This window comes from Bacteroidia bacterium (assembly GCA_037045145.1).
In the GTDB taxonomy this organism is placed as follows: Bacteria; Bacteroidota; Bacteroidia; order AKYH767-A; family OLB10; genus OLB10.
This window is the reverse complement of record JBAOIA010000011.1, coordinates 46,573-67,138: the sequence shown is the minus strand read 5'-3', so window position 1 is coordinate 67,138 and position 20,566 is coordinate 46,573. Positions and strand designations below refer to the sequence as shown.

The following is a 20,566-nucleotide window of genomic DNA, read 5'->3' as shown; positions in this document are numbered from 1 at the left end:
AATACCCTAAAATATTTATAAATAAAAGAGACGGTATTTGTTAGAATCAACCTTGTGTAAGCTGTTGAAACACATCTTCAAGGCGGCTTTCTTCTTTTTGCATTGACAGTACAGCTACATTATGACTTACTGCCATAGTGAAAACAGCTTTACGCACATCATCGTCACCGCTGTAATTTACCTTCCACGTATTTCCGGAATGTTGAATAACCTTACTCACCGTAGGAATAGATTGCAGCCACTTAGCATCAATTTTTCCATCAAACTCAACAGTGATTTCATGCACAGTATTAGCTTTTTGACGAAGCATGCCGGTATCATCATCAGCCACAATTTTTCCTTTGTTGATTATAATAACACGATTGCAAATAGCCTCAACCTCCTGCATTATGTGTGTAGAAAGAATAACGGTTTTTTGTTTTCCTATGGATTGTATTAAAGCACGAATTTCAACCAACTGATTGGGGTCTAATCCGGAAGTTGGTTCATCAAGAATGAGAACAGCAGGATCATGAATAAGTGCTTGTGCAATTCCTACTCTTTGTCTATAACCTTTTGAGAGTGCACCAATTTTCTTTTTATATTCAGGTGTTAATCCTGTGAGGGCAATCATGTTGTCGGCACATTTTGCAGCTGCTTTTTGAGGTAAAAAAATTCCACCAACAAACTGAAGATACTCTTTAACAAACATGTCAGGATAAAGCGGGTTATGCTCGGAAAGATATCCAACATTGCGCCTTACGTCTAAGGATTGTGAGAGTGTATCAAAGCCACAAACAGAAACTTTCCCTTCATGCTGAGGAATAAAGCATGAAATTATTTTCATAAGCGTTGATTTACCCGCACCATTGGGTCCAAGTAAACCAACAACCTGTCCGGTGTTGATTTCAAAACTTACATTATCCAAAGCACGTTGCTTCCCAAAAAGTTTAGTTACATTTTTTACTGAAACAGACATATACCTCTGAAAAATTTATAGTTGAGCACTGATTCTATCTAATACAGTTTGAATTAATTGATGCATGCGCTCTTCATATTTTTTTGAAAATTCTTGTGCAATTCTGTTGGCAACAATAAGATTTACAGCACAACAATGATGTCCTAAAAGTTTAGCCAAACCATACATAGCACCGGTTTCCATTTCAAAATTAGTGACTTTGTGCTCACCATGACGGAATGAATTTAATTTTTCAATCATATCTGTCCTGGCCAGTTGATAGCGCAACACCCTTCCTTGCGGTGCATAAAAACCTGAGCAAGATGCAGTAATACCTTTAAACATACCTTCTGAAAGTGCTTTTTCTAATTTTAAAGAGCTGCGTGTCAGATAGGATTCAGGCAGCTTGCAATTATTGGGATAGTGCTTTCTGAAACCTTCAATAATAGCTTGTTCTTCGGGAGTATTTGTATATTGATAAAAGTTTAATAAACCGTCTAATCCTAAACCGAATGTCGAAAACACAAATGAGTCAACAGGAATTTCGGGTTGAAGCGCTCCGGAAGTGCCAATACGAATAAGATTAAGTGCTGTTAAATTAGGTTTTACAGTTCTTGTTTTAAGATCAATATTCACTAATGCATCAAGCTCATTATATACAATATCAATGTTGTCAGTTCCAATTCCGGTTGATATAACAGAAATTCTACGCCCTTTATAATGACCGGTATGGGTAACAAACTCACGTTTCTGCTTTTTTACTTCAATGTTGTCAAAAAAAGCACTGACTTTTGATACACGATCAGGGTCGCCAACATTTATAATTACATCAGAAATATCATCAGGAAGAAGGTTGAGATGATAAACACTTCCATCGGGGTTTAGAATAAGCTCTGATTCGGATATTTGATTCATAACATTTGTAAAAAATTTCTGTGCTAAGGTAAGATATATTAAATCATCAGGCTAAAAGTCCGACCTGCTCATGTAATTTACAGTTAAATAATCAGTTGGAGGGCATTTTTATTAAATTTGATATTTCCTTTTTTTATATTTGCATAGTTAATACACCTGTTTTTTATGAACCAAGAGAAGAAGGTTATAGTCACCCCGATAGACTTTTCAGAACAATCACTCATTGCCCTTTCACAAACTTATAATCTTGCACGGTTAACCGGAAGTCATATCAGACTTTTGCACGTAATTGATCAGGACTTTATATCTCATTTAACCAACAGTATTTTTTCAAAAGAAAACTATGCCGATCAGATTCGAAATGATATTGAGCGCAGACTGGATGAATTGGCAACAAAGGTGCATAAAGAAGAGAAGGTTTCTACCTCCACCAATATCAGAACAGGAAAAATTTATGATGAAATTGTAGCTGAAGCCAATGACGTTAATGCTTCATTTATTGTGATGGGAACACAAGGTGCCAGCACTATGAAAAAGAAATTTCTCGGCTCCAACACTTCACGAGTAATTAAAGAAGCTTTATGTCCTGTCATTACAATCAAAGGTCATGAACACCTTAAAGGATGTAAGGATATTGCACTACCGCTGGATCTTACCAAAGAAACACGCGAAAAGGTGAACTATGCCATTGATATGGCAAAACTTTTTGATGCTGTAGTGCACATTTTTTCAGTGCTTGAAACCAATGATGAGTTTTTAGTCAATAAATTGGAACGACAATTGCAGCAGGTAAAACAGTTCATTACCGAATCGGGCGTTGAATGTCAAGGTGAATTAATTCCGCAAAGTGATTCAAATGTATCGTTAAGTATAATCGAATATGCAAGAATGAAAAAGTGTGATTTAATAATCATCATGACTCAAGGCGAAACCAATATTGCAGATTTATTTATCGGCACAGCAGCACAAGAAGTTATTAATAACTCAGAAATTCCTGTCTTATGCATCCGACCTATGGTTAGAAAAGACACAACACAATATGTACTATCATAAATCCATTTCCTATGAGCAGCAATCAATTATTTGAAATCAAGAGAATTTTAATTCCTTATGATTTTTCAGAAACAGCAGCGTTAAGCTTGGAACATGCCGTTTTCATGGCCAAATTATTAAAGGCAGATATTTATCTGCTTCATATTCTAGAATCGGTTTCTTTTACTTCGGCATTTGGTGCAGCATTTGGAAACGTAGATAAAAAGTTAGAGTCTGAATCGAATACCAAACTCGAAGAAATTGGCAAGCAAATTCATATGAATAACGGTATTACCGTAAAGTCTATCACAGAGGTTGGCAGAATTTATCGTAAAATTGTTGATGTTGCCAAACGCGAGAGAGTTGACATCATAATTATGGGAACGCATGGTGTTTCCGGATACAAAAAGTTTAATGTCGGAACCAACACCAGCAAGGTTGTTGAAGAGGCAGGCTGTCCGGTGATTTCTGTACAGACACACAGCAAGAAAATTGGGTTTAAAAAAATTGTTTTACCAATTGATAATACACCACAATCACGTCAGAAAGTAAGTTATGCATTAGCTGTTGCACGTTCTTATGGTTCACACATTTGTATTGCAGGTCTTATAAACTTCGGTAATGAAGACAATAAGAGAATGTTTAAACTAAAAGTGGATCAGGTAGAGGAATGGCTTCTGCAACATGGAGTAAGTGTTGAGAAAAAATTTGTTGAAGGCGACAACCTGGCCAAAATGACCATGCAAGCAGCAGAAGAATGGGATGCTGATTTAATTGTAATAATGACAGAACAAGAACCAAGTATTACCGGATTTTTCCTTGGCACCTATGCAACACAGGTTGTGAACCATAGTAAAATACCGGTTATGGCAGTGCATCCGTCAGAATCAGACGGCAGCACCATTACTGTTGGATATTAAAAATAATTTTCATGATTTACACATGGGGCGCTTAAGGAGCGCCCCCATGTTTTTATTACCTTCGCCAATCAGAATTTTAAATACTATTAATGCCATCGTTTAAAGGTAGTCTGCGCTTTATATTTAAAACTTTACTATGGACTGCAGGCATACTTATTATATTATTTCTTTTATTTCTATGGAGGATTCAGATTCCCGATCCTGCTATAAGCAGTAAACTAAAACCAGGTGACCTTAAACGTATTCAAACAGGTGTTGACAGCTATCGTATCGGCAACAACTGGTTGCGCAAAAATCAACAAGGTGTCTGGGAAATGTATATTGAAGGAAATGACTATGAAAGAGGTGTTGTATATGGCGTATTGGCAAAAGAATTAATTGAGAAACAGGAAGAGTATTTTGTTGATCAGATCAATGAAATAATTCCCAACAAATTTTTTTCTGCAGTTTATTAAAATGTTTGTAGCATGGTTTAATCGCGATATTTACAAATATATTCCCGCAGAAAACCTTCGCGAAATTTATGGTATCTCACTTTCTTTTTCCGATAAGTACGATTATATTGGACCAAAGTATTATCGAATTCTAAACTATCATGCCGCACACGATATTGGACATGCACTTACAGATTTTCAATTAGTAGGTTGTACGTCATTTGCTGCTAACGACAGCCTTACGGACGATCATAAATTACTAATCGGCAGAAATTTTGATTTTTATATGGGCGATGATTTTGCCCGTAACAAACTGTTACTTTTTGTAAAACCTGATAGCGGCTACTCATTTGTTTCTTATTCATGGGCCGGACTTACCGGAGTTGTTTCGGGCATGAATGAAAAAGGGTTAACAGTTACTATCAATGCAGCAAAGTCTGATATCCCTACCACTGCAAAGGATCCTATTTCATTATTAGCACGCGAAATTTTGCAGCATGCAACAAACATTAAGCAGGCAATTGCAATTGCAGAAAAAAGAGAAACATTTGTTTCAGAATCGTTGCTTATTGGCTCAGCACAGGATAGCACGGCTGCATTAATAGAGAAAACACCAACAAGAATGGATGTGTATCATTCACCACACGAATTGTTGGTATGCTCCAATCACTATCAGGGTGCTGAATTAAAAAACGATCCACACAACATTTCCAATATAGAGCTTAGCGATAGTAAGTTCCGCTTTGACAGAATAACAGAGTTGCTAAAAGAAAATTACCCACTCAGTATTTCATCAGCGGTATCTGTCCTCCGAAATAAGTTTGGGATGCACAATAAAAATATTGGTTATGGAAATCCAAAGGCAATAAATCAGTTGATTGCACATCACAGCATTTTGTTCAAGCCTCAAAGCAGCGATTTTTGGATTTCTACAATGCCTTATCAGGAAGGTGTTTATGTTCACTATAACTTATCTGATGTTTTAAAAGGAAAAATGCCTGATGCTGACTCACTGAATATTCCAGCCAGTGAATTTGTAAATTCCAACGATTTAAAAAAATTTGAAGCATTTAAAGTCATTAAACAACGCATTTATAAACACAATACTTTTGGTGTAAAACTGCACCTCAGTGAGATTGAGATCAAACAATATATAGATAATAACCCAATGAGCTATGTTACCTACATGAGTTTAGGCGATTATTTTTATCATGAAAAAAATTACCAAAGGGCGACAGCCTATTATAAGGAAGCACTAAAACAAGAAGTGGCATCAAAGGCAGAAGAGGAAAAAATTCAAAAGATGATTGAAACCTGTACTGAAAAATTAAAGTAATGAAACATCTCGGTGAAATAGAATTTGAAGGTGTTGAAACCATACGTAAAATGCAGCAACAAAAACTTTCTGAATTGCTGCTCTATGTTAGCACTAACTCTGCATATTATAAAGAAGTCTTCAGGCAACATAACATAAAGATTGAAAACATTACACTTGACAATTTAAATGAATTGCCATTTACAACAAAGGATAATCTGGCAACACATAATGATTCTTTTTTATGTGTTGATAAAAGCCTGGTTGCCGATTATGTGACTACATCAGGAACATTGAGTGATCCGGTTACATTTTATCTCACATCAGCCGACCTGGAAAGATTGGCATATAACGAAGCCTTATCACTGCAATGCGCTGATGGCAGTAAGAAAGATATTTTTCAAATGATGACCACCATTGACAAATTATTCATGGCAGGATTAGCCTACTTTTTAGGTATCAGAAAATTAGGTGCTGCCAGCATAAGAGTTGGGCCGGGAACACCTCAGGCGCAGTGGGATTATATTCATCGTTTTAAACCTTCTACATTAATTGCCATTCCATCGTTTATACCACAATTATTACAGTATGCATCTGAAAGAAAAATTGATTTTCAATCAACTTCAGTAAAAAAAATTGTTTGTCTTGGAGAACCTGTTCGCAATGCTGATTTTTCATTGAACGAGCTTGGAAAAAGAATCACCTCGTTGTGGGATGTAAAATTGTATTCAACCTATGCATCAACGGAGATGAGTTCTGCATTTACAGAGTGTGGTTATGGCAATGGCGGACATGCACATCCAGAGTTATTAATTCTTGAAGTAGTTGACGATAACGGACTGCAGGTACGTAATGGTGAATTGGGTGAAGTTGTTGTAACCACACTTAGTGTAGAGGGTATGCCGTTAATTCGTTTTAAAACCGGTGATTTATGCCACGTTCATTATGATTTATGTAAATGTGGCCGATTCACCACTCGCTTAGGCCCTGTTATGGGTAGAAAGCAGCAGATGATCAAGTTTAAAGGAACTACATTATTTCCACAAATAATCTTTAATGTACTCAACATGATGCCGCAAATTGAATTATTTCAAGTTGAAGTCAGACGAAATGAATTTAATATTGATGCCATTACCATTGTGTTGCCAAAAGATTTATATTCTGATTCATTTGAACATGAAATTTCTTCATTATTTAAGTCCAAAATCAGAGTAACTCCGGCATTTAAGTTTATTGATAGTGATGAGTTACAACAAAAAGTTTTTAAGGCAGATAAACGTAAATCTGAACGAATAGTATATATTTAGGATTGTAGCTTGCTACATTAAATTTTAACAGCAATGAAAATTAAATTATTGAAACATAAAATTGAACTTTACATCTAAGAAAAACTAATATGATAGAAAATGCTAAGGCGATATACAGATTCTTATCGCCAAAATTTAGCTAATGTTGAAAAACATGGCGGCTCATTTTGGTTTGTTATAAATGAATAAAATTGTATAACTTTGAGCATTGATTTGATTAGTAACAACATTATTTCAAAAAAACAGATTTTAGTATTTACATTTAATAAATTTTCAAACTTATAAATTATGAAAAAGACCTGCCTTACTTTACTGTTCTCCTTTATTATGCTTCATGCATTTTCGCAGGAGAAAATGAATGAACTCTTTAAAAACAATGTTAAACTCATATTTATGGGTTATGATTTGTCACAAGCTCGATTTATCGGAACTGACGGTTTTTCCGACCCGGCTGCAGTAAAAGACAAATTTTTGGCCGCATGGAACAACACTTTTGTAGCAGAGTATGAAAAATTCAGTCTGCAAAAAGCTTTTAAACTTACGAATGATAAGTACGAGACAAATGTTGATGTTGTTCAGGATATCAACAGTAAAATTAATGTGCATGAAAAAGTTATAAATGGAAGTTATTCTATTGGAGAAGATGATGTTAAAAAAGCAGTTTCACATTATAAATCAAAAGAGAAAGATGCAATTGGATTGGTTTATGTAGTTGAAAGTTTCAACAAAACATTAGAAAAAGCTGTTTTGTGGGTAACATTTGTTGATTTGTCAAACAACAAGATGCTTTACACCGAAAAGATAGAAGAAAAAGCCGGTGGTTTTGGCTTGAAAAACTATTGGATTGCGCCAGCAACTAAACTTAAAAAAGATATTGAAGGTAAATACTATAAAACCTGGAAGAATAAATTCAAGTAATTTGGTGAATAAGAATTTGTGCTTTCTTTTAAGCAGGCAGATTATCTTATTTTGCCTGCTTTCTTTTTTCTTGTCTTCCTGCCGTGGTCTGTTTTTATCGAAGGAAAAGGCCTATAGTAAGGCAATTGCAACAAAACCATTTGATGTAATTATAGTTCCCGGATTTCCTTATTTTGAAGGCCAGCCCTGGCCACAGGTAGTGCAAATGAGAATGATTTGGGCGAAATTTCTTTATCAGAATGGCTATGCTAAAAATATTATTTTTTCAGGTAGTGCTGTTTACTCACCTTATGTAGAAGGAAAGACAATGAAAGCATTTGCTATAGCCATGGGGATTCCTGAAGAACATATTTATGTTGAAGACAAAGCAGAGCACAGTGTTGAAAATGTTTATTATTCATATCGTTTGGCTAAAAAGTTAGGATTCAAAAAAATTGCACTGGCAACAGATCCGGTGCAAACACGTTCTATGGTAAGCTTTATACATCGTTTTAGCCTGCCTATCTCTTATCTGCCAATTATGTACAAAACACTACGTTTGCTACCACATAATGAGCCTGATATAGAAGGTAAATTGCAAAAAGTAGAAAATTTTATTTCTTTGCCGGAGAAAGAAACTTTTAAACAACGTTTTGCAGGCACTTTAGGTAAAAATATAAAGTGGCATATCGAAGATTTAAAGAAGAAAAGATTGCGTAAAAAATATTCACATAATATAGTTCAGGAATAGAAAGATGGATTCAGAAGAAAATACTTTGATAGTTAAACGCGAATTAACTGCATTTGAAGCAAAAAACGAAGCACAGAAATTGGCTTTTGCACCTGTTGTTTTTCAGGTAGTGGTAGCCATGCAACGTTTAGGCATTTTACCGCTGATATGTAAAAACAGAAAAGGAATCTCTCTAAAGGAGATAAGTGACAAAACAAACGTAAGTATTTATGGAGTAAAAGTTTTACTCGAAATGGCAGCTAATGCCGATATTGTAAAATATTTAGACGACCATACTGTAACCGTTACTATGCTCGGATATTTTTTAAATTCTGATGAAATGACTCGTGTTAACATAAACTTTACAAACGATGTGTGCTATGATGGATTCAAGTTTCTGACCGAGTCTATTCAAAATGGAAAACCTGAAGGACTTAAAACGCTTGGCAACTGGCCAACAATTTATCCTGCATTATCATCACTGCCCGAAAAAATTAAAAAATCGTGGTTTGAGTTTGACCATTTTTATAGTGATGAAGCTTTTCGTGATGCACTCAACATTGTGTTTAAGGAAAAGCCGGCAACCATTTTTGATATTGGTGGAAATACGGGGAAATGGGCCTTTGCTTCCTGTGAATTCAATGCTGATGTACATGTAAAAATTCTTGATCTGCCACAGCAAATTGCAGTTGCAAAAGCCAATGCTGAGAAAAGAAATCTTACTGATCGCATTTCGTATTTTGAGATTAACCTACTCGATAAAAGTCAGAAAATTCCAAAAGGTGCAGATGTTGTTTGGATGAGTCAGTTTTTAGATTGTTTTGGTGAAGATGAAATTGTTGCCATTCTTGAAAATGTAAGACAGGCAGCGTCAACTCACACAACAGTTTTTATTCTTGAACCATTTATTGACAATCAAAAATTTGAAGCCGCTTCATATTGTCTTACGGCAACATCCTTGTATTTTACTGCACTGGCAAATGGCAACAGTAAAATGTACAGCGTAAAAGCTATGGCCGGTTTGGTTGAAAAAGCAGGATTGGAAGTTGTTGAAACATTCCCTTTGATAGGAGAGAGCTTTCATACAATACTGAAGTGTAAAGTGAAAGCTTAAAAAGTATGGGAGTGCTGCAAATGCAGCACTCCCATACTTTTTTATTTATTCAGCGACACCAATTTTTCGATGTCATTATTTACAGATAGTATAAGCAAAGAAGTTGCTGTGCAAAAAACCGGACTGGTAATACAGTGATGCCCATTCCAGCTGCCATCATTATTCTGAATATTTAGAAGTCGTCCACTCACATTGTCATACCATTTATGCCATTCTTTATCCTTACTGATAATTAGTCCTTCACCGGTTTGCAGGTATGAAAGAAACTCCTCTCCACCATTGCTGCCAAATCCATTCATCACATCATTACGCTGTGCCTGCTTGCTGGCAGCCTGATTAATTTCATAGGCAGCAGCATATTTGTAAGCATCAGCTTCATTCATACCTGCAGCCTGCAAGCTTTCACTTGTGACAGTTGAAGAAGGCGATAATTTACCGTCTTTTTTTGCTTTTGCTATTTTATCTTTTGCAATACTTGCTTCGCGTGCAGTACTGCGTGCAGTACCCGAAATACTGTATAACATGACTCCGGCACCGTCACCTGTGGCAACAGAATTTGTCTTTGTATCATAGTTTCCCTTCTGATAATTTTTATATCGCTCAAGTTTTGCCTCGTCAACATCTGCACCTGCTGCTTTTGCACTTTCCAATGCATTGGTTGCAAAGGACGATTGCAAAACACCTGCCCATCCTGCACCTTTAATACTTCCATTTTCACTCTGTGCATGCTGTATTTTAACAACGCACTTATCAAGACTTTTACTTACTCTTGTTTTTAATGTCTGATTGTTAATGATGTAATCCATTAGATTAGTAAGATACTGTGTGGTAAGAACAACATCAATGTTTTGACCAAGTTTAACCTGTGGCTGCGTTGCTGTTTGCTTAGTGATATTTAATGTTTGTGCATCGGCAGCTTCAATTTGTTTCAGTAAGTATTCTGTTGCTAAAGAAAGGTTGGCCGAATATTTTCCTGTTGTTGGAGTACTGCCTGTTCGTAGCAATGCCATAGCAACCATAGCTGTTGTTGCCGGGTCGGAACTCACGGCATGTGGGTCAAATACCGATTGTCTGGAATGAGAACCTGCTCCCCAGCCACCGTCTTTTAATTGTGCTTTGCTAATCCACTCCAGTGCCGATGACATTGATTCTTTTACCTTTACCGGTGTTGAATAAATAAAGTTCGAGTCTATTCCTTCAGCTTCAAAAACAGAAAGAAAAACACATCCTTTTTCGGCTTTAGTTTTTACTTTAAAACGGTCACTGCTTTTTTTCATTGATGTAAGTAATGCCACAGTTCCGACAGAGAGTAATAACACTCCCATGATTTTTATACTTTTCATTTTCTTAAATTTTTTATTGATTTTACTAAGGATGTAGCAGCTCATATTATTTCACACAGTTATTTGATAAAGGCAAAAGTTATTTTCACATTTGCAGAATGAAATATGTCAGTTTATTTTCTGTTCCTTTCGTTGGCCTGCTTTTGTCAGTTAACTTTTCATGCAACACTTCAAAAAAAGTTTCTGAAAGTAATTCAACAGACAGTTTACTCATCAGCATGAGTCGTTATCCTTGTTTTGGCCGTTGCCCATATTATGATGCAACATTATATAAGAGCGGTTATGCAGTAATCAACAGGAAAGGATTTATGGATAGCCTTGGAATTTATGCTACACAGATTGAAAAGCAGGAACTGAATAATATTATTGAAGAAGCAAGGCAATCTGGAATTATTACTATGCCGGATAGCTTTTATAACCCGGGTATTGCAGATTACCCTGCTACCATCGTCACAGTGAATTTAAATGGTAAAACAAAACGTGTTTTTGATGGTGTTCCCGAGTCACCAACTTCTTTAAAGGATTTTGAAGAGAAAGTGCACAAGTTTTTTACAGAGCCAAATCGCCAGTGGAGACTGATACAAAAACCGGCACAACAACAGGATTAGAAACCTTTTATGCCATAATGTCGCCAAATGTTTTTTGGCATTTCAGTTGACAACAGCTTGCTGATTGAGGTCCTAAATTCATGCACCAATCATTTAAAGCATAGTTTTTAGGCAATCAACCTTTGCAAATCACTTTGAATTGCAGCCACTTTACGTTACTTTTGTCACCTTTTATTTTTAGCTCATTATAATCAGCAACAATGATTGATTTTATTAATAAAACTATTTCCAAAATTTTTGGCAGTAAGGCCGAAAGCGATTACAAAGCACTGTCACCCGTAATTGAAGCAGTAAATGCAGCAGCCGAAAACATGGCAGCACTCAGCAATGACGATTTACGCAATAAAACCAATGAATTTAAGACACGCATACAAGACTATCTTACTGAGGTTGATGCAGAACTTTCTCAGCTAAACGAAGAAGCTGAAAGCGATTCAGAAATGGATGCCAACCGAAAGGAAGAAATTTATAATCGTATAGATGCATTAAAAAAAGAGAGAAATAAGAAGACAGAAGAGGTGCTTAATGAAATTCAGCCCGAAGCATTTGCACTTGTCCGCGAAGTTGCCAAACGATTTACAGAGAATGCAGAACTGGCAGTAGAAGCCAACGATAATGATAGAAATCTGGTAACCAAGCGTGATGGTATCAGAATAGAAGGTGAAAAGGCAATATACAGCAATACCTGGACAGCTGCCGGAAGTAAGGTTCTCTGGAACATGATTCATTATGACGTGCAGCTTATCGGTGGTTCTGTTTTGCATCAGGGCAAAATTGCAGAGATGGCAACCGGTGAGGGTAAAACTCTTGTTGCAACATTACCAATTTATCTCAATGCATTAGCAGGTGCAGGAGTGCATGTTGTTACGGTTAACGATTATCTTGCCAAACGAGATGCTGAGTGGAATGGTCCGATATTCGAATTTTTAGGTCTTACAGTAGATTGTATAGACAAACATCAGCCCAACACTGAAGAAAGACGAAAGGCTTACCTGGCTGATATCACCTACGGAACAAACAATGAGTTTGGTTTCGATTATCTGCGGGATAATATGACGCGTCATGCACATGAGATGGTACAACGACCGCATCACTATGCCATTGTGGATGAGGTGGACAGTGTATTGGTTGATGATGCAAGAACACCATTGATTATTTCAGGTCCAACACCTAAAGGCGACACGCAGGAATATTTTGCATTGAAGCCTAAAGTTGAAATTCTTTTTAATGCACAACGAAATTATATCAACACGGTAATTGCCGATGCCAAAAAGAAACTGGGAGAAAACAAACCCGATGAAGCCGGCATGCCATTGATAAGAGCATATAGAGGTCTTCCGAAAAACAGAGCATTGGTTAAGTTTTTAAGTGAGCAAGGTGTAAGAGCATTATTGCAGAAAACAGAAAACCACTACATGCAAGACCAGTCAAAAGAAATGCATAAAGTAGATGCAGAATTGTTTTTTGTGATTGATGAAAAAAATAACACAGTTGAGCTGACAGAGAAAGGGATTGAACTAATTACGGCAAACAACGAAGATGTTAACTTTTTTGTTATGCCTGATGTAGGTGCTTCCATTGCAGAAATAGAAAAATCTGGTGGAACAAACGAAGAAAAGTTAGAGCGTAAAGAAGCATTGATGCGCGACTTCTCAGTAAAATCAGAGCGTATTCACACCATCAATCAGTTACTTAAAGCATATACTCTTTTCGAAAAAGATGATGAATATATTATTGCCGAAGGAAAGGTAAAGATTGTTGATGAACAAACGGGTCGTGTACTTGAAGGACGAAGATATTCTGACGGTTTGCATCAGGCTATTGAAGCCAAAGAAGGCGTAAAGATTGAGGCAGCAACGCAAACCTATGCCACAGTGACCTTGCAGAATTACTTCCGTATGTACCACAAACTGGCCGGTATGACAGGTACAGCAGAAACAGAAGCAGGTGAATTTTGGCAGATATATAAGTTGGATGTAGTAGTTATTCCAACCAACAAAAAAATTATTCGTGACGACAGAGAAGATTTGGTTTATAAAACCAAGCGCGAAAAATATAATGCAGTTATTGAAGAGATTGCCAAACTCACAGCAGCAGGCAGACCGGTTCTTGTAGGAACAACATCGGTTGAAATTTCGGAGTTGCTTAGCCGAATGCTCAAGCAAAGAAATATTAAGCACAACGTTTTAAATGCCAAGTTGCATAAGAAAGAAGCGGATATTGTTGCAGAAGCAGGGCAGGCAGGAACGGTAACTATTGCTACCAACATGGCCGGACGTGGTACAGATATTAAATTGGGTCAGGGTGTAAAAGAAGCAGGTGGTCTTGCCATTATTGGTACTGAGCGACATGATTCAAGACGTGTTGACAGACAGTTGCGCGGACGTTCAGGTCGTCAGGGTGATCCCGGTTCTTCGCAGTTTTTTGTTTCGTTAGAAGATGATTTGATGCGTTTATTCGGCAGTGAAAGAATTGCCAAACTCATGGATAGAATGGGCATTGAAGAAGGTGAGGTAATCCAGCATAGCATGATTACAAAATCTATTGAACGTGCACAAAAGAAAGTTGAAGAGAATAACTTCGGAATACGTAAGCGTTTGCTCGAATACGATGATGTGATGAATGCACAGCGTGAAGTTATCTATAAGAAAAGACGACATGCGTTGTTTGGCGAAAGGCTTGCACTCGACATTATGAATATGCAATTCGATGTTTGCGAAAGCATAGTTAGCAGCTACAATCAGGAGCGCGATTTTGATGCATTACAGTTAGACCTGATTCGTTATCTGTCAATAGAAGCACCAATTGATGCTAAAGAGTTTTTACAAATAAAGCTTGAAGATTTAACACAGATGGTTTTTGAAAAAGCAAATAACCATTACCGTCAGAAATCAAATCTTATTGCAGAAAAAGCATTCCCTGTTATTGAAAATATTTTCACCAATCAGGGTCAGACAATTGTTGATGTTGTTGTACCATTCAGTGATGGCACAAAGGCAATGAATGTAATTGCAGGGTTGAAAAAGTCGTATGATTCAAAATGTAAAGAGTTAATTTCTTCTCTAGAAAAATCATCGGTACTTAATTTTATTGATGAAGCATGGACAGAGCATCTGCGCGAAATGGACGACTTGCGTCAGAGTGTACAAAATGCGGTGTACGAACAAAAAGACCCTCTGTTGATTTATAAGTTTGAATCGTTTGAACTTTTCAAACAGATGATTGACAGGGTGAATAAAGAAATCGTTTCGTTTTTGATAAAAAGCTATATCCCTGTGCAAAATCAGGAAAACGTGCGTGAAGCTAAAGTACAACAGCAACGTACTGATATGAGCAAAATGCAAACCAGCCACAGTGACTCAGATTCAGGAGGACAAAGTCGTCCACAGGGGCCACCGCAACCACCAAAACAGCAACCTGCTAAGGCCGAAGTTAAGGTCGGACGAAACGACCCTTGCCCCTGCGGTAGTGGGAAAAAATTTAAAAACTGTCATGGTGCAGGCGTGGATTAATTGCTGCATCAGGTATTTTATTTGACTGTTAAATCAATTTAAAATGTTAGCTGACAGCAGCAGTTTTTATTGTTAATTTGCATCTTCTTATTCTATCTTATGTCGCAAGAATTAATTAAGCAGCATATTCAAGAGGCAGAATTATTTTCTATTCAATCACCTGCCGATCTTGAAAACTTCCGTCTTAAATATCTTTCCAAGAAAGGGGTGTTGGCAGATTTGTTTGCATTGATGAAAAACATAGAACCTGCTGAAAGAAAAAATTATGGCTTGCAGGTTAATTTGTTAAAGCAAAAGACAGAAGCCATTTTCGAAAGTTTTAAAGAAAAATTTGAGAACATAACTACTGAAGAGAAGAAGATAGACATCACCTTACCCGGTGAGCCATTGAGTGAAGGTGCTTTGCATCCGCTATCAATTATCAGAAATAAAATTATTGAAATTTTCAGTGCTGTTGGATTCACCGTTTCTGATGGTCCTGAAATAGAAGACGACTGGCATAACTTTACAGCACTCAATTTTCCTGAAGAGCATCCGGCTCGCGACATGCAGGATACTTTTTTTATACGCAAAAATCCTGATCTGGCACTGCGCACACATACATCATCTGTGCAGGTGAGAATTATGGAAAAGCACAAACCACCGTTGCGTACAATATCGCCCGGAAGAGTTTACCGCAATGAAGCAATTTCTGCAAGGGCACATTGTTTTTTTCATCAGGTTGAAGGACTCTACATTGATAAAGATGTCTCTTTTGCCGATTTGAAACAAACATTACTCTATTTTGCCAGAGAGATGTTTGGTGCAGATACTGAAATCAGATTACGCCCTTCTTATTTCCCGTTTACAGAACCATCTGCAGAAATGGATATTTCCTGTAATTTTTGTAAAGGTGAAGGATGTAACATCTGTAAATACACCGGCTGGGTAGAAATTCTGGGCTGTGGCATGATAGATCCTGCCGTTCTCGACAACTGTAAAATAGACAGCAATGTTTACAGTGGTTTTGCTTTCGGTATGGGAATAGAAAGAATCACTATGTTGGTTTATAATATCAACGACCTACGAATTTTTTCTGAAAACGATGTTCGCTTTTTGAAGCAGTTTAGTGGAATAGGGTAAAGGAGTTTATTTTATCTCAGCAGATTGAAAGTTCCTTTCTTACTCACGATTTTACCATTCAGCCACCCTTCGGCTTTGGCTGTATAAACATAGGTCTCTACATTCTGCAACTGACCTTTAAAATAACCATCCCAGCCTTTGTTTAAGTCGTTACTTTCAAAAATCAATTGCCCCCAACGATTGTAAATCTTAAATTCAATCAGACGTTTCAATCCAAGTCCATTAACATATATTACATCGTTATCGCCATCACCGTTGGGTGAAAAAGCTGTAGGTACATCAATAGTTATTCGTGGATCTATTTCAATATTGAATCTTGATATACCGGAAAAACAACCTATGGAATCAGTAAATGTAGCAGTATAAAGTGTATTAACCAGAGGCTGTGCCCAGGGGGCAGGACAATGATCACAACTTAGTCCTGTAACAGGATTCCAGTTGATGATTAAATTATTTGTAAGTCCTGTATTCAGTTGTAAAGAGTCTCCTACAAAAAGTAAATGAGTAACATTTACTTGCAGAGGCGGGCTGTAAATTGTTACAGGCGCAGTGGCTACTCCTGTACATCCGTTTACATCTGTTATCAATACGGTATAAATAGTGCTTTGACCAGGAGTGGCAATAGGGTTGGCGACTGTTGTACTTGAAAGTCCCGTTGCTGGCGACCACAGATAACTTACACCACCTGATGCATGTAGTACTATTGGTTTACCGGAACAAGTGTCGCCACCGGTTGCAGTTACTACCGGTAGGTTATTGATGCTTATTTTTTTTCTGATAGTATCCTTACACCCCCATGATGAATTATCTATTGCTAAGGTAATGGTGTAAACCCCTGTTTGATTGATGGTGTATGACGGTGGTGTGGCACCATTAAATGTCTGACCGTTACCAAAGTTCCAGTAGTTGTTACTTGCATTTTGAGAAGTGTTCACTAAGGTTACAGGTTCACCAACACATAAAGCAGTGTCACCACTGTTAATGTTGAAATTGGCAATCACTTTTCGAATAAATACAGGATTGGTTTGTGTATAGGTACATGCCGAATCTGCCGACCACATCACCAACCCAACAAGCGTTTGTCCGCTGACTGGATTAATATTATACGTATGTGTTATTGGTGAAATTCCCGGAGAGGTCATACCATCACCAAAGTCCCATGAAAATGCACCAAGGTCTGCTGTATCTTTTATACTGAAAGTAATGGATTGTCCTTTACAGATTGTTGCAGGTGCAATGTTGAAATTGCCAACAGGTCCAAGAACACGAAGTGTATCATAAGCGGTGTCTCTGCAACCAAATGTAGTCTCTTCAATAAGTTGAATGTAGTAAGTTCCGGGTGTTTGATAAATGGTTCCTGCCACAGGCGTTGTAAAAATGTTGGCGCTGTTGCCTAGGTTCCACTTGCGGCTTCCAAAAACACTTACAATACTTGTATCATAAAAATTTACCAATAATGGATAGCATTTATTGAGCATACTGTCGGCACTACTGGTAAAACCTGCTTTTGGATATGCTTGCACATTAATGTAGTTTGTAATTTTTTTACTTCCGGGGCAACCTATTGAATCGGTAACAGATAATATTACAGTGTATGCTCCAGAGGCATTATAAGTATGTGACGGGGAGACCTGTGCAGATGTGGTGCCGTCACCAAAGTTCCACGAATAGGATGAATGACCAGTAAAATGTGGGTTGAATACAATGGGCTCGCCTACACAAATATTTGTTTTTGTGGAAGAGAATAACGTATCAGGCAATGACGCAGTAATTGTCTTTTGATAAACACTGGTGCAGCCAAGAGAATCTGTAACAATCAGTGTTACCGTCCAGCTGCCGCCTGCGGGTGCAGTGGTGTAGGTGTGACTAGGGTTCTTAACAGAAGAAGTGTTTCCATCACCAAAATCCCATGAGTAAGTAGCTATGGTTGTATCAGCAAAACTACTGTCTGTAAAATTTACCGTAAGCGGAAGACATCCGTAGTTTTTATTGGTTTTAAAATAGGCATTGGAAGAATACACGTTTATTTTTTTCTTCACAGAGTCAACACATCCGTTTATGTCGGTAACAACCAACTTAATAAAAAAGGGACCATTATTAAAATAAATGTGTGATGCAATGGGCGAAGCTGAATTATGCGGAAAAGCATTCCCCCCCCAATACCATAAAAACCCTTCATTACAACTACCATAAGCATCAATAGATGAAGAAGCATCTACATTGGCAGTATAACCTGTGCAGATTACAGAATCTCCTGTAAAGCTTGCCGATAAATTTCTGACACGAACAATATTGGAATCAATATCGGGGGCACAACCAGAAGTAGTATTAAATGAAGTCAACTTTACCCAATAGTCACCTGTAGCAGCATAGGTATGTGTTGGATTTATGTTTCCTGAATTAATTAATGCAGTACCATCACCAAAGTCCCAGTTCCATGTAGAAGCATCGTTAATTGTTGCAGGGAAATTATATTTAAAAGGGGTGTTGCAGTTTCCGGCCACATAAAATTTTGCCATAGGTCCTTTTACAGTGACATTTTGTGTGGCTGTGCTGACGCAACCATTGTTTGAAGTAGAAAGTGTAATTGTCTGTTGTCCGGTTTGTGTGTTGAAATTCCAAATAGGATTGGTCTGATTATAACAGTGAGACAACATTCCTCCATCACCTGAAAAATGATAAATATTATTAGTGTCCGGATTAAGGACATTAAATTGTACCGGTGTGTAGGCGCATATTGTCGTAGGTACAACGGTAAAGGCAGTTGTGACAGCAGAACCAACGTAAATTGGAATCACAAAAGAAGTGTCTTTACAGCCTGCTGCATTTGTAACTACTAACCTCACATAGTAAATACCCGGTGTGTTGTAAGTATGCGAAACCACACCATTGCTTCCTGAAGTTTGCGTACCATCGCCAAACAGATAGGTGTAATTTACAATTGACTCACGCGAGCGGCTTGAATCAGAAAAAGTAACTGTCATTGGCGCACAGCCAATGGACTTATTGGGCATAAAACGCGCAGTGATACTAAACACCGTATCGTTTTTTTGTATTACAACGGTATCTTTACAACCATGTACACTTGTAAAAGTTAATTGATCTGTGTAGTAGTAATAATCATAAATGGTGTATTGGTTTGTATCCGGACGATAGAAAGTATGACTTGGATTGGCAAGGTTTGAAGTTGTGCCATCACCAAAAATCCATTGGTAGGTTCCTGCTGTTGAAACTGTACTGGTATATTGAACAGTAAGTGGCCAACTGCAACTGTAACTTGGTGTTGAAGTAAAGTTGGCAACAACATCTTCTACATGAATGGTAATGGTTGTATCGTCAGAGCATATTCCATTCAATACCTGCAAGGTTACCTGATAAGTACCCGGTGCATAGGTGTGAATACTGTCAACACCTGAGGTGCCATCACCATAGTTATAGATTGGATTGGTGCCGCTAGACTGACTTTTGAACATGACTGTAGGACAAACAGTATCATTAACCGCACCAACTGCATAAAACGAAGCAAAAGGTTGATTAATAAAAACCTGTGTGGTAACTGTTTTAGGACAGTTGTTATTATCGGTCACTGTAAGAGAAATATTAAAAGTTCCGGTTGTAGGATAGTTTATTGATGGAGGTGATACAACTGTTGATGTGTTTCCACCACCAAAATCCCAAAAGTAGGTAAGGCCTGTTCCTGTAGTAGAATTAGAAGTTGATGCAGAGGCAGAAAAGGCAACCAATAATGGAGGAGTGCAACCAGTAGGTGGATTGGGTACTGTTGATATTACAGCATTAGGTTGAATACTGGTGTTTATATAATTTGGAACAGAAATAGAAGTGTCGCAGCCATTGGCATCGGTTACTTTTAACGTGACAGCAAAACTTCCGGCAAGAGAGTATATGTTTGTTGGTGAGGGGTTGTTTCCTACATTGGTTGCACCATCACCAAATGCCCACTGCCTTGAAACAATGGCTGTGCCACCACCACCGACAGAGGAATCATTAAAATGCACTGTTAAAGGAACACATCCTGAAAGCGGAGGTGTTGCTGTAAGTGATGCAAATGGTTTTCGGAATACATTTATTTTTATAGAGTCAATAAAAGGATTTCCTGATAGTAAACCTGTACAAACAACATTAAAACTGCCTGATGTAAAAAAAGTATGTACCGGATTAGGAAGATTTGATGTTGTCATATCACCAAAATCCCAGTCAATATTTGTCAATCCTGCCGGAGAAGTAAAATTGACATTTACCAGAGGTGCACAACCACTTGTGGTGCTTGCAGTAATTTGTGCACTTGCATTGGATATACTCCAAAAAAGAATGAAGAAACAAATTCTTTTCAAGATGAATGAAGAAAAAAGTGAAATGTTA

General features: G+C 37.5%; 15 protein-coding genes. 11 read left to right on the top strand and 4 right to left on the bottom strand.

Translation table 11 applies throughout. The features are described from left to right. Positions 1–46: 46 nt before the first annotated feature. Both gldA and V9G42_01285 read right to left on the bottom strand, forming a co-directional pair. Positions 47–958 carry a gliding motility-associated ABC transporter ATP-binding subunit GldA gene (gldA, locus tag V9G42_01290; protein ID MEI2758046.1) on the bottom strand — a complete coding sequence of 304 codons (912 nt, stop codon included), beginning with the start codon at positions 956–958 and terminating at the stop codon, positions 47–49. Between the two features lie 15 nt (positions 959–973). Then, positions 974–1,852: a nucleoside phosphorylase gene (locus tag V9G42_01285; protein ID MEI2758045.1), complete on the bottom strand. Its 879-nt coding sequence runs from the start codon at positions 1,850–1,852 to the stop codon at positions 974–976. A gap of 165 nt (positions 1,853–2,017) precedes the next feature. Between V9G42_01285 and V9G42_01280 the strand changes: the two genes are divergently transcribed. From V9G42_01280 to V9G42_01245, 8 genes are all read left to right on the top strand, one after another. Next, positions 2,018–2,905, top strand: coding sequence for a universal stress protein (locus V9G42_01280; GenBank protein MEI2758044.1), 888 nt, complete (start codon positions 2,018–2,020; stop codon positions 2,903–2,905). A gap of 11 nt (positions 2,906–2,916) precedes the next feature. Next, the gene (locus V9G42_01275; protein MEI2758043.1) at positions 2,917–3,804 is read left to right on the top strand and encodes a universal stress protein; all 888 of its coding nucleotides are present in this window, start codon (positions 2,917–2,919) and stop codon (positions 3,802–3,804) included. Between the two features lie 89 nt (positions 3,805–3,893). Then, positions 3,894–4,259 (top strand): hypothetical protein, encoded by a 366-nt coding sequence (locus V9G42_01270; GenBank protein ID MEI2758042.1) that lies wholly within the window; start codon positions 3,894–3,896, stop codon positions 4,257–4,259. Position 4,260: 1 nt separating this feature from the next. Then, a complete protein-coding gene (locus tag V9G42_01265) occupies positions 4,261–5,574 on the top strand; it encodes a C45 family peptidase (protein MEI2758041.1) in 1,314 nt (437 codons plus the stop codon). Next, positions 5,574–6,860 carry an AMP-binding protein gene (locus V9G42_01260; protein MEI2758040.1) on the top strand — a complete coding sequence of 429 codons (1,287 nt, stop codon included), beginning with the start codon at positions 5,574–5,576 and terminating at the stop codon, positions 6,858–6,860. Before V9G42_01265 ends, V9G42_01260 begins: the two co-directional genes overlap by 1 nt. Before the next feature lie 288 nt (positions 6,861–7,148). Then, on the top strand, positions 7,149–7,778 hold the full coding sequence (locus V9G42_01255; GenBank protein ID MEI2758039.1) for a hypothetical protein: 630 nt from the start codon (positions 7,149–7,151) through the stop codon (positions 7,776–7,778). Positions 7,779–7,848: 70 nt separating this feature from the next. Then, positions 7,849–8,508 carry a YdcF family protein gene (locus V9G42_01250; protein ID MEI2758038.1) on the top strand — a complete coding sequence of 220 codons (660 nt, stop codon included), beginning with the start codon at positions 7,849–7,851 and terminating at the stop codon, positions 8,506–8,508. Between the two features lie 4 nt (positions 8,509–8,512). Beyond that, positions 8,513–9,601: a class I SAM-dependent methyltransferase gene (locus V9G42_01245; protein ID MEI2758037.1), complete on the top strand. Its 1,089-nt coding sequence runs from the start codon at positions 8,513–8,515 to the stop codon at positions 9,599–9,601. Between the two features lie 41 nt (positions 9,602–9,642). On the opposite strand, the gene V9G42_01240 is transcribed toward V9G42_01245, so the two are convergent. Further along, positions 9,643–10,944: a hypothetical protein gene (locus V9G42_01240; protein ID MEI2758036.1), complete on the bottom strand. Its 1,302-nt coding sequence runs from the start codon at positions 10,942–10,944 to the stop codon at positions 9,643–9,645. 98 nt (positions 10,945–11,042) lie between these two features. On the opposite strand from V9G42_01240, the gene V9G42_01235 reads away from it, so the two are divergent. The 3 genes from V9G42_01235 (at position 11,043) to pheS (ending at position 16,186) form a co-directional block, all read left to right on the top strand. Then, positions 11,043–11,552 (top strand): DUF6438 domain-containing protein, encoded by a 510-nt coding sequence (locus V9G42_01235; GenBank protein MEI2758035.1) that lies wholly within the window; start codon positions 11,043–11,045, stop codon positions 11,550–11,552. 200 nt (positions 11,553–11,752) lie between these two features. Then, the gene (gene secA / locus V9G42_01230) at positions 11,753–15,064 is read left to right on the top strand and encodes a preprotein translocase subunit SecA (protein ID MEI2758034.1); all 3,312 of its coding nucleotides are present in this window, start codon (positions 11,753–11,755) and stop codon (positions 15,062–15,064) included. Between the two features lie 99 nt (positions 15,065–15,163). After that, entirely contained in the window at positions 15,164–16,186 is a 1,023-nt protein-coding gene (gene pheS / locus V9G42_01225) for a phenylalanine--tRNA ligase subunit alpha (GenBank protein MEI2758033.1), read from the top strand. 11 nt (positions 16,187–16,197) lie between these two features. On the opposite strand, the gene V9G42_01220 is transcribed toward pheS, so the two are convergent. Then, positions 16,198–20,538 (bottom strand): PKD domain-containing protein, encoded by a 4,341-nt coding sequence (locus tag V9G42_01220; protein ID MEI2758032.1) that lies wholly within the window; start codon positions 20,536–20,538, stop codon positions 16,198–16,200. Between the last annotated feature and the right edge of the window lie 28 nt (positions 20,539–20,566).